Origin of the sequence: Vibrio sp. 10N.222.49.C9 (assembly GCF_041474985.1) — a bacterium.
Taxonomy (GTDB): domain Bacteria; phylum Pseudomonadota; class Gammaproteobacteria; order Enterobacterales; family Vibrionaceae; genus Vibrio; species Vibrio crassostreae_C.
Genome location: NZ_JBFRVD010000043.1, coordinates 69,128 through 79,949, shown reverse-complemented (window position 1 = coordinate 79,949; position 10,822 = coordinate 69,128). Strand labels below are relative to the sequence as shown.

Genomic DNA, 10,822 nt, shown 5'->3' with positions numbered 1-10,822 from the left:
AGCAATAAAATCGAATGGGCTACCAGTTATATATCAAGGAACGCTCAAAAGTCCGCGCAGAGGAAGTCTAAAGAAAACATTACGTTAGACGGAATTTACGCTGAGCTTAGTGCTTAAGGTTCTGTCTATGAGTGGTTTCGTGAATGATTCAAAAATTAAAAGATGCTTTCGGGCATCTTTTTTGATCTTAATCGAATAAAAAGTAAATTAGTGGTTAAAAAGTATCATTCTGTATCTGTTGTGTTATTATCCACGCGAATTATATGTTTAATGTTAATTTTCTTTGGAGTTAATCATGGAACTAGGCCTAATCATCACTTTCATCGTTGCTGCTGCAGTAATGGTTAAAAAAGAGATGGCAGAGAAGTAATTTCACTTATTACCTTTTTTATACAATTTTTTAGTGAAATAAATTAAAAGCCAGCAATTAAGCTGGCTTTTTAGTTTCTGCTGTATCAGATTCTGTCGTTAAGTTTTCTAACGAGTTAGAATTCGTATTTAGCTGAAATACCGTAGTTTCTTTCCGCTTGAGTGTTCTCTTTGTAAAGTTCATCATCACCGCGAATATCATTCCAACGGTAGTACTCTTCGTTAGTTAAGTTGAACACACCACCACGAATCGTCAGATCCTTCATTGGTTTGTAGTAAGCTGTTAAATCAACAACTGTTGCGCTTGGAAGCTCAGCCTGGCCTGCGTTACCGCCACTTTCGTCATCGAAGTTGATGTCTGAACCAGATTTGTCAGCTGTGTAGTTTAACTTAACGCTAGTACCCCAATTTTGGTTTGGCGCATCATAGTTAAGACCTAACACCGCATTCCAAGGGTTAACACTATTTAGTGCATTTCCGTTTCCGTCCTCACCCTCTGTGTATGAAGCTACGAAGTGAGTTGAAATACCCTTAGGCGCACCAACCAAGACATCCCAAAGTAACGTGTTCGAGAATTCAATCCCCTTTATCGTTGCCGAATCCAAGTTAACGTTAGAATAGTGCGTTGTTCCACCAACCTTTTTCGTAACCACTGTCTCGATAAAGTCATCGTAGTCACTGTAGTAGGCCGCGATTTCAGATGATGAAGCTTGAGTGTTGTGACGATAGCCTAGCTCGTATGAAATACTGGTTTCTGATTTAAGATCTGGATTTGGATCATTTACGTACCCATGTCCAGGGTTATCATATGTATAGTAAAGTTCATCAAAAGAAGGGGCTCTAAAGCCTTGGCTAATTTGGCCAAAAATAGTGCCTGTATCTGTAAGTTTGTATGTTGAACCTAAACGACCAGTTACCGCAGAATCTGAGAAATCACTCAACGTCTCAGTGGTGTTGTTACCAGGATCAGTTGAGAAATAGTCAAAGCGTACACCAGGGGTAACAATAAGTTTGTCATTCACTAAGCTAATTTCGTCTTGAATAAACAAGCCAAATTTTTGCTCCTTAGCATCTGGAGTATATACATAAAGTTGGTTATCAGTAGCAGGATCAGAGTTATACTCCATATTGGTGTTGCTGATGTCACTATGTGTATAAGTTGCACCATACACTAGGTAATGGTTGTTAATTTCTTTATCTAGCTGAGTCTCGATTTCAAGCTTATCTTCAGTGTACTCGTAGTCTTTTGTTTGTAAGTTGTCGTTGTTAGCTGGTACCCAAGGTGGCATACCTGGGCCTGCAGGTTTAAAGCGCTTAGTTACACCATTCTCTTCTTTAGAAATGTACGATACTTTACTCGTTACAGTATCGGCAATTGTGCCATCAGCGAACCAAATGTGCTTAATAGCGAATCGATTTTGCGTTGTGTCATCAGCACCTGTATAGCTATCGTAGCTTGAGTGGTAGATGTCAGAGTCTGAAGTATCTTTGATTAGCTCAGCTAAAAACTCGATACGATGACTTTCGTTTAACTGATATTGCAACTTAACCAAAAGATTATCTGCTGAAGTATCTTGACCTTCTACAGCGTAGTTCTCTAAGTCGTTAGGGTTACGGAAGTTTTGCAACTCTTCACCATCTCGACGAGTGTAGGCTACCAATGTTTCTAGGTCATCGAATCGATTAGCTAATGCAACGTGCTCACTGAAAGAGTTATCTTCTGAAGAGTAAGACAGTTTCGCTTGACCGCCAAAGTCTTCTCCATCTTTTAAGAAATCAGAAGGGTCTTTAGTTTCAAAGGCGACAACACCACCAATAGCGTCGCTTCCGTGTAAACTTGAAGCCGCACCTTTGATAATTTCGACACTTTTCAGCATATCGGGATCGATTGAAATACCGCTAGAGTTAATAAATGCGTAAGGGCCACCATCAAATGAACCTGGTTGCGATGAGCCATCCACTAAAATCTTTACGCGCTTACCTTCCATGCCACGAATGTTGATGGTTTGTGCACCTTGTCGAGAGCTCGAGTTCATCGTTACACCTGGAGTGTATTCGAAGATTTCGTTAACATTTTTTGCCATGTTCTCTTCGATTTGCTCATCGGAGATGACTGCAACAGAAGCCGCTGTATTGATAAGTGTTTGATTCGTGCGCGTCGAGGATACAACAACCTCATCAAATAGGGCATAATCTTCAGCAAAGGCTGACGTTGATGAAAGCGCTAAAACGATTGAAGCAGAGAGCAGGGATTGCTTATACATCTGATAGTTACCTTAGTTCCATAGTATTATCTTGATTTGCGAAATATAATATTGGATCTAAATGATAATTACTATTATTTGCATTTAAATAATTTTCAATTTTATCAACTAACTCATAATTAATACTCTTAAATATCTGTATTAAAAAGACTTTTACAGTTCCATTCACAGCCTGAATGCTTCTGTTTTTGTGATTCAAGTCTCATTTATAAAGTAGGAAAGCTATGCATAGCCCAATAACACTTGAAGCATTACACATACTAGATGCTATCGATCGTCGTGGAAGTTTCGCCGCAGCAGCGAATGAAATGGACCGAGCGCCATCATCATTGAGTTACCAAATTCAGAAGTTGGAGCAAGAGCTAGACATCATGATTTTTGATCGGTCTGGGCATCGTGCAAATTTCACGGAAGCGGGGCAGTTAATACTAGAACAAGGCAGGATAATTCTTGGTGCGACTGAACAACTCGTTAACGATGCGAGTATTCTTGCTAATGGTTGGGAGCTAGATCTAACTATCGCCTTTGATGGCATTATCCCGATTGCTAACTTTTTCCCACTGGTAGATGAACTAGGAAAAATCAGTAAAACACGCGTTCGTTTGCAAGAGGAAATCTTAGCGGGTTGTTGGGAATCTCTCACAGATGGTCGTGCTGACTTATTGATATGCCCTAAGCTCGAGACAATTCCAAACGATATGAAAAGTGACGTAATTGGTAAAATGGAGATGGTGTGGGTCGCGGCATCAAGCCACTATGTTCACAAGCGTTCTGGTGAATTCGATCAGAAGGCGAGAGAAAGTTACAGGGTTATTGCCATTGCAGACACCGCACGCGATCAGCCAGCACTAAGCATCAATATTCTAGAGAAACAGCCTCGTTTAACCGTGACAAGCTTTCCTGCGAAAGTAGAGGCTTTGACATCAGGACTAGGGATTGGCACCTTACCGAATAGTGTCGCTAAACCTTTGATTGAATCTGGCGTACTACAGCAGATCTCCGGTACAGAACCACAACCGATCGATATTGTTATGGCTTGGCGACGCAACAAAATGGGCGACGCCAAGTCTTGGTGTATCCAACATCTTAAAAAGACATGGGCGTTAAAGTAACGGTAACACCATATCTGCAGTACCATCTTCAAAACTGATATCTAGCTTAAAACCGAGCTTTTGAGCTAGTGTCAGCATCCCTCTATTGGTTGGCATCGTCATACCCGACATCTGCTTGGTCTGCTTCGCACGGCAGTAATCGATAACCTTGGTCATAAGAATGCGACCTAGACCAACACCTTTAAGGTCAGAACGAATCAATATTGCGAATTCGGCGTCTGTGTTCTCAGGGTTAATCAGCGCACGGGACACGCCGATGATCGCTGGAACGCCTTGTTCCTCGCGAACGACCACAAAGGCGATTTCTCTATCGAAATCAATCTGAGTGAAATTCGCCAACGCCTCATGATTGAATTCACCGACATCACTAAAGAAACGCTTATAGAGATCTTCCTTAGACACACGGTTAATGAAGTCAGCATGAAGCGGTTCATCTTCGGGAAGAATAGGGCGTAACAACACTTCGGTTCCATCTTTTAGCTGGATACGTTCTTCAAGCTCGACCGGATAAGGGCGAATCGCAAGACGTTCCTGAGGATCGCCTTCGTACGCTTTCAAGATGATATCGGCATCTAATATCGTGAACTTGTCACCATTGGCCAGTACTGGATGGATATCCAAATCATGTATTTCAGGGCAATCCACTACCATTTGCGATATACGTACCAATAACTCAGACAAACCTTCTATATCGATGGGGTTAGGGAGTTTTTGTAGACGAATCTTGCCGCTTTTTATCGCTCGAATAATCAAGTAACGCGCCAGTGTCATGTTGAGCGGTGGAAAAGCAGCTGCGGCATCAATCGACTCATCCCACTCCGAACCACCTTGTCCAAGTAATATGATTGGGCCGAAGGTTTCGTCTGTTGTAACCTTAATACGCAACTCTTGGCCGCCCGCGAGCTTAGCCATACCTTGAATTAACAAGCCGTGGATGTTTGCTGTAGGGAAGGATAATTGAGAACGATCGAGAATTGCCTGAGCCGCATTGGCAACTTCACTGCTGTTTCGCAAATTGAGCATCACGCCTTGTACGTCTGACTTATGTGCAATATCCGGCGAACGTAATTTTACTGCGACGGGATAACCGATCGTTTCAGCGATGTGTACCGCTTCACTTGGGTCAGAAGCGATCCAAGTTGGTAACACATCGAGGTTGAAGCTCTTGAAAAACTGACTGTTTTGGTGAGTATCAAGGCTAACTGTATCTTTATCCAGTAGTTTTCTTTCTATCCAACCTTTCGCATCTGCTAGATCTTCAATGTGTACTTTTTCTGCAGTGGTCGGCGTTTCCATTAACTGACGTTGGTTACGTCTGTACTCGACTAGGTGCATGAATGCGACCACAGAGCTTTCAGGGGTCCGATAAGTTGGGAAACCCGCTTCGGTAAACAGCTTTCGTGCGGGCCTTGCTGTTAGCTCACCAGACCAATTCGTCAGGATGTTAAAGCGCTTGTGGCGAGGGTGCTTCTTAATCGCTTCAATAATTCGTTCTGCCGTTTTAGCGGAATGTGCGACCGCTGAAGGGCTGTGCATGATAAGAATCGCGTCTGCTTCATCGCCATCGAGTAAGATGTTTATAGTGTCGATATAACGTTGATCACCAGCGTCGCCGACAATATCGATAGGATTGCTATGAGACCAACTCGATGGCAAAACCTTGTTCAACTTATCAAGTGTCTCTTCTGAAAACTCTGCGAGCTTACCACCGCGGTCAAATAGGGTGTCCACAGCCATAATCGCAGGGCCGCCACCATTAGTAACAATAGCCAAGCGCTCGCCTCGCAATGGTACTGAATGAGTCAGTGTTTCTACCGCAGCAAACAGTTCATGTAAGTTCTTAACTCGTAGCATGCCGCTGCGTCGGATTGCGGAATCATAAATAATATCTAATGTGTCGGCACCGCCAGTGTGAGCCATTGCTGCGGCTCTGCCTTTCGCCGTTCGACCGCCTTTCAACACCAAAATTCGTCGGTTACGCGAAGCCGCACGCGCTGCAGAAATAAAGCGCCTCGCATCAGTAATGCTGTCTACATAAAGCAATATCGCTTCGGTGTGAGAGTCGGTACTGAGATAATCCAATAACTCCGAGAATTCGATATCGCTACCATTGCCTATAGAGATAAACGCCGAAAAACCGATCTCTTTGTCATTAGCCCAATCGAGAATAGTGGTACACACAGCTGCCGACTGAGAAACAAAGGCGATCTTACCGGGTAATGCTGTCACTGGAGAGAATGAGGCGTTCAAATTTAACCAAGGAACAATCACCCCCAAACTATTGGAACCCAACACTCGAATGTTGTGCTTTTTGGCAATCGCTAGGCATCGTTCATCATACGTCTCACCATTATCGCTTTCTTGCTGCATGTCTGAAGAAAGGACAATGACAGAGGCTATACCTTTCTCAGCCAGTTCTTCAAAAATAGCGACATTACGGGTCGCATTGGTACACAAGATTGCGAGGTCAGGAACAATCGGTAACGACAAAATGTTCTTGTAAGAAAGCACACCGGCCACTGAATCATATTTCGGCGTAACCGGCATCACCGCACCTTTAAAATCCCCATGCAACAAATTGTTCATAACAATATATCCTGCGCGTGTTTCTCGTTGAGAAGCACCAACAACAGCGATTGAACGGGGTTTAAGTAGGGGATCAAGATGATTCATAGACATATCCTAGCAATGCACGTAAGTTCATCGTAACTTACTTTGCACTCACAGGTTGATGGCAAATTCACCGAATTCAGATGAATAAGCAAACCCTGCATAAAGTTTGTGAAATAGGTCACCCACTAATGGTATATAATCCCAAAGTTAACTTGATTCTAAACCGACGTATCGGCATGATTTATAGTAATTATTATTAAGGATATAGAGCTTTCCATGAAAAAATTTGCAATTGTGACTTTGCCACTGCTCTTGGCTGCATGTGTATCTGACGACTACGTTACCAATGTCACTTCAGATAGTTATCAAGAAGAGTACAAAACGGCAAAAGTTGAAGCTCCAGTTGTATCTCAATCTGAGCAAACAAGCGTTGTTGAAGAAAATGTTGTCAACGTTATCAGAACCGAACCTGTTGAACAGAAAGTCGCTCAAACGACTCAAGCTAAGCCAGTTGCAGTAGTGACAGGCCCAACCAAGAAACAACAAGACATGAACCAACGTTTTGGTTACACAGTTCAAGTTGTTGCTGTTGGCAGCCAAAGTAAAGTCGATTCTTTCGTGAAAATGCTACCTACGACTTCTCAACCAGTTTGGGAAAACTACAAAATGGTTAACGGCACTAAGTGGTTCACGGTACTTTATGGTGACTACGCAACACGCTTAGAAGCTAAAAAGGCAATCTCAACACTGCCGAACACTTTCCAAAACTTGAAGCCGTTCGTTAAGAGCATTGATGACATCAAGAACTCTGAATACCCAACGCTTAACAAGTTGAACTAAGTTTTGATTCATAAAGAAGGGGCAAATGCTCCTTCTTTTGTTTTAAGACTCGCTGTTTTGTTTAATAGTTAATCGCTCGATCTTTCGAACGCAATTTTAACAATCAAAACACTGTACCTATCTCGACTTTTGTTTATCATTGAAGTCAGTACTCCTAGTTTCAAGGACCGAATTTACCCATGAACACCACAAACATCCTTCTACTTTGCGGCGGTGGATCTTCAGAGCATGAAGTATCTTTAGTTTCAGCCAATTACCTTTTTGATCAACTTAATAGCGTTGCAGATTTTAACGTTGTAAGAGTTGAAATTAAGAACGAAGGCTGGTGTCTTGATTCAGGTGAATTGGTTTATCTTGATATTAACGACCAAACCTTACGCGGTGACAATTTAGCATCTAAAGTCGATTTCATTGTGCCTTGCATACACGGTTTCCCTGGTGAAACAGGTGACATTCAATCACTGTTTGAAATGGCTAAAATTCCATACCTAGGTTGTGGTCCAGAAGCAAGCAACAACAGCTTTAACAAAATCACGTCAAAGCTTTGGTACGACGCACTTGGTATTCCAAACACGCCGTACCTGTTCTTATCAGACAACAATGATCAAGCTCACTCACAAGCAACTCAAGCATTTGAAAACTGGGGTAAAGTGTTTGTGAAAGCGGCTCGTCAAGGTTCTTCTGTAGGTTGTTACCAAGTTAACCAAGTAGAAGATTTAAGCGAGGCTATCAACAAGGCGTTCACTTTCTCGGACCAAGTATTGGTTGAGAAATCAGTGGTGCCTAGAGAGCTAGAAATTGCTGCTTATGAAATCGATGGCGAGCTACACATCAGCAAGCCGGGTGAGGTGATTGCACCGAATGGCGCATTTTACTCTTACGAAGAGAAGTACAGTGCAGACAGCCACTCGATCACTGAAGTTGAAGCAAGTAATTTAACTGACGAACAGCGTGAATTGATTGCAGACAGCGCACGAAAAGTCTTCACCCAGATGAAGCTTCGTCACTTGTCTCGTATCGACTTCTTTTTAACGCAAGACAACGAGATCTACCTGAACGAAGTCAACACCTTCCCAGGTATGACGCCAATCTCCATGTTCCCTAAAATGGTTGAGCATGACGGCCACAAATTCAGCCAGTTCTTAGAAAACTGCGTGAGAACAAGCCTTTCTTAGGTTTCTAACTCGTTTTCGTTCACTTAGAGCTGAACCCAAAAGTGCCTTAAGCTTTCGCCAAGGCACTTTTTGTTTTTAAAGCTAGCCGTTTTTTACGAATCTATCATTTAGCCACAACTTATATCCAAGTAATTACGAACCGTTTATTGCCAAGGTATTAGCGCCTTAAACTTCATCTTCTCACTCTCAGCCGTTCCCGTGAAACCCACATATTGGGCTGGCATGGCAGGGCTAAGCCAGCGACCAAAGTCCTGAATCTCTCTAACCTTAAGACCTTGTTTCGACAACTCTTGTGCAGCACCAACACGAATCGAATTTCCAGAGAAATGGTGATTTTCTGGCAGTTGAAGTAAGTCGCTAGCTCTTCTCAATATCCTATAGATGGACGAATCATCTAAAGGCTGCAAACCAATATTCTCATGCTTGTCTATCGCACGAAATACTGGCAAGTCATCTTGTATACCAGTAAACGAAAGCCAACGTTGAAGTGCAACACTGGCTATTTGTGACAACTGATAAGCCGAATCTTTGACTGTTACTTGGTAATGATCTTCAACGTACTCAACATCACTCATCGATAACAACTTAAGCTCTGAGCGCTTTAAAGCACACTCGAACATCACGTTATAAATAGCAATGTCTCTGATCTCTTTCAGGTTTGCTTTCTCATGGGAGAGTAACGTATTCAAATCAGTGAGATGCACAGATGTCATAGCATTGGTTTGTTTAGCGTCACCGGCCATTTGAGATTGTAAGTGGAGTAGGGTAAAGCGAACTTGCCTGTGCTTGATCGGGTTAGCAAAGCTCAACACAGTATGTAACATGCTAAGCGTTGCAGTGTAACGTTTTAGCGATGCGTATTTTCTATCGTTAGACTCCGTTTCAAGAAAACGACGAACAGCGGTTATAGATGCGGGAAGTGTGTTAATACGATGTTTGGTACAGAACGCATGATAGCGATTCCAATCACTGTAAATGCCCAACAGTGAATTGCGAGAGTATTGAAATCCTGTCAACTCATCTATAATTTCTATTGTCGCGTTGCTGTTTAATTTTTCAACAAATGAATTAATTATCACAGAGTCAGTTAAAATAGGGACTTTTTTTCTCAAATTACCATACCTCGACAGGTGTTTTTACCATATTATGCTTGATATCATTATTAGTATACTTATGATTAATGCAGTGAAAACAGAAAGATGATTAATAGATATGGCTAATTCAATTTACCGAAGCGTCCATCTTCAATCGATAGATGCTAACAACACAGTTTGGCGTGCTAAGTTAAAAAACAACGTTATTCAGGGCAACCTAGCTGCCGTGAAAAAGAGTATTGATTGGTGGATTGATACCGCATCTATTATTGATCCAAAAGAATTCATGTCATTAAATAAGTCGAGAGGAACTGGTGGCTCGACTGAAAACTTCAACGGCTACCAAATCAAGAATGACACCGGTGAGCCTAATGCGTGGTATTGCATGTTTAACGGTCGCTTAATCAAAGGCGGCAAGGTTGCAATCCAACGCCATATAGAAGCTTACTTACTCGCAAAACAAAAAGCAGAGCAACAAAAGAAGTAAATTATGAGCCTAGTATATTCAACAGAAACAGGTCGCATTAAGCCTGAAGAAGAGAAAGTCCAACGTCCTAAAGGCGATGGTATCGTTCGAATCCAAAAAGAAACCAAAGGCCGTAAAGGCAAAGGCGTTTCTGTCGTAACTGGCTTAGACCTAGATGACGCACCATTAAAACTAATGGCAGCAGAACTCAAGAAAGTTTGCGGCTGCGGTGGCTCAGTAAAAGATGGCAACATCGAAATTCAAGGTGACGCGCGCGACAAGATCAAAGCGCACCTTGAAAAGAAAGGCTACAAAGTTAAATTTGCTGGCGGTTAATCTCTAACTAATACCAGGGTTAAAATCGAAGATTATTATCACTGGTTATTAGGTATTTTATGGTAAATAGCTAGTATGGTTAAATACACAGTATAAATTAGAGAATATCGGCACAATACAAAGGCAGGGCATCACACAAAGATACCTGCCTTATAAACATCAAAATCCATTTAACATAACGTACATAATACGCAGTTAATAATACGTGTAGTTAATTCTAAAGGTAGTATTCTCATCTTTTGTCCTTAAAATCTTTGTTCCAACTGACTCTCACGCTTCTTGCGCCGTTCAGAGTTTTCTTATCGCATTTGAAATCTAATAATTATATGTACGGCCAGCGTCTACACAATTCAATCTTCATTCAGAAAATCTAATTGACGCGAAACTTTGTCCGTCTGGTTTAACTTATATGCCACTTCTCTGTTTGCACTAACGGTTCGCTGCGCTGTGTGCAATTCTTGTAAGCATTGCTGTTGTTTCTATTCCAGATTTCACACACGCGACCAATGTTTCTTATCAACTGCACATGCTTAGCTCTCGTTTAAATCCATCA

8 protein-coding genes are annotated in these 10,822 nt (G+C 42.0%); 5 read left to right on the top strand and 3 right to left on the bottom strand.

The features are described 5' to 3' along the window. Positions 1 to 485 precede the first annotated feature (485 nt). Positions 486 to 2,633, bottom strand: coding sequence for a TonB-dependent hemoglobin/transferrin/lactoferrin family receptor (locus AB4585_RS18385; RefSeq protein WP_010429656.1), 2,148 nt, complete (start codon positions 2,631 to 2,633; stop codon positions 486 to 488). A 224-nt stretch (positions 2,634 to 2,857) separates the two neighbouring features. On the opposite strand from AB4585_RS18385, the gene AB4585_RS18380 reads away from it, so the two are divergent. After that, the gene (locus tag AB4585_RS18380; protein WP_372170522.1) at positions 2,858 to 3,745 is read left to right on the top strand and encodes a LysR family transcriptional regulator; all 888 of its coding nucleotides are present in this window, start codon (positions 2,858 to 2,860) and stop codon (positions 3,743 to 3,745) included. Here the strand turns inward: AB4585_RS18380 and AB4585_RS18375 are convergent. Then, positions 3,737 to 6,418, bottom strand: coding sequence for a bifunctional acetate--CoA ligase family protein/GNAT family N-acetyltransferase (locus AB4585_RS18375; RefSeq protein ID WP_017069918.1), 2,682 nt, complete (start codon positions 6,416 to 6,418; stop codon positions 3,737 to 3,739). The genes AB4585_RS18380 and AB4585_RS18375 overlap by 9 nt on opposite strands. Positions 6,419 to 6,634: 216 nt before the next feature. On the opposite strand from AB4585_RS18375, the gene AB4585_RS18370 reads away from it, so the two are divergent. Continuing rightward, a complete protein-coding gene (locus tag AB4585_RS18370; RefSeq protein WP_017069919.1) occupies positions 6,635 to 7,198 on the top strand; it encodes an SPOR domain-containing protein in 564 nt (187 codons plus the stop codon). A gap of 179 nt (positions 7,199 to 7,377) precedes the next feature. After that, entirely contained in the window at positions 7,378 to 8,373 is a 996-nt protein-coding gene (locus tag AB4585_RS18365) for a D-alanine--D-alanine ligase (protein WP_102320806.1), read from the top strand. A 143-nt stretch (positions 8,374 to 8,516) separates the two neighbouring features. Here the strand turns inward: AB4585_RS18365 and AB4585_RS18360 are convergent, their stop codons facing one another. Then, positions 8,517 to 9,485: a tyrosine-type recombinase/integrase gene (locus tag AB4585_RS18360; protein ID WP_102320805.1), complete on the bottom strand. Its 969-nt coding sequence runs from the start codon at positions 9,483 to 9,485 to the stop codon at positions 8,517 to 8,519. A 100-nt stretch (positions 9,486 to 9,585) separates the two neighbouring features. On the opposite strand from AB4585_RS18360, the gene AB4585_RS18355 reads away from it, so the two are divergent. Continuing rightward, positions 9,586 to 9,954, top strand: a complete 369-nt coding sequence (locus AB4585_RS18355) for a DUF3319 domain-containing protein (RefSeq protein ID WP_017060095.1) — start codon at positions 9,586 to 9,588, stop codon at positions 9,952 to 9,954. Between the two features lie 3 nt (positions 9,955 to 9,957). After that, positions 9,958 to 10,269 (top strand): stress response translation initiation inhibitor YciH, encoded by a 312-nt coding sequence (gene yciH / locus AB4585_RS18350; protein WP_008221404.1) that lies wholly within the window; start codon positions 9,958 to 9,960, stop codon positions 10,267 to 10,269. Positions 10,270 to 10,822 lie beyond the last annotated feature (553 nt).

What these genes read in the sequence shown, in the direction of transcription:
- AB4585_RS18385 (WP_010429656.1), bottom strand. Translation starts at nt 2,633, where the DNA reads ATGTATAAGCAATCCCTGCTCTCTGCTTCAATCGTTTTAGCGCTTTCA.
- AB4585_RS18380 (WP_372170522.1), top strand. Translation starts at nt 2,858, where the DNA reads ATGCATAGCCCAATAACACTTGAAGCATTACACATACTAGATGCTATC.
- AB4585_RS18375 (WP_017069918.1), bottom strand. Translation starts at nt 6,418, where the DNA reads ATGAATCATCTTGATCCCCTACTTAAACCCCGTTCAATCGCTGTTGTT.
- AB4585_RS18370 (WP_017069919.1), top strand. Translation starts at nt 6,635, where the DNA reads ATGAAAAAATTTGCAATTGTGACTTTGCCACTGCTCTTGGCTGCATGT.
- AB4585_RS18365 (WP_102320806.1), top strand. Translation starts at nt 7,378, where the DNA reads ATGAACACCACAAACATCCTTCTACTTTGCGGCGGTGGATCTTCAGAG.
- AB4585_RS18355 (WP_017060095.1), top strand. Translation starts at nt 9,586, where the DNA reads ATGGCTAATTCAATTTACCGAAGCGTCCATCTTCAATCGATAGATGCT.
- yciH (WP_008221404.1), top strand. Translation starts at nt 9,958, where the DNA reads ATGAGCCTAGTATATTCAACAGAAACAGGTCGCATTAAGCCTGAAGAA.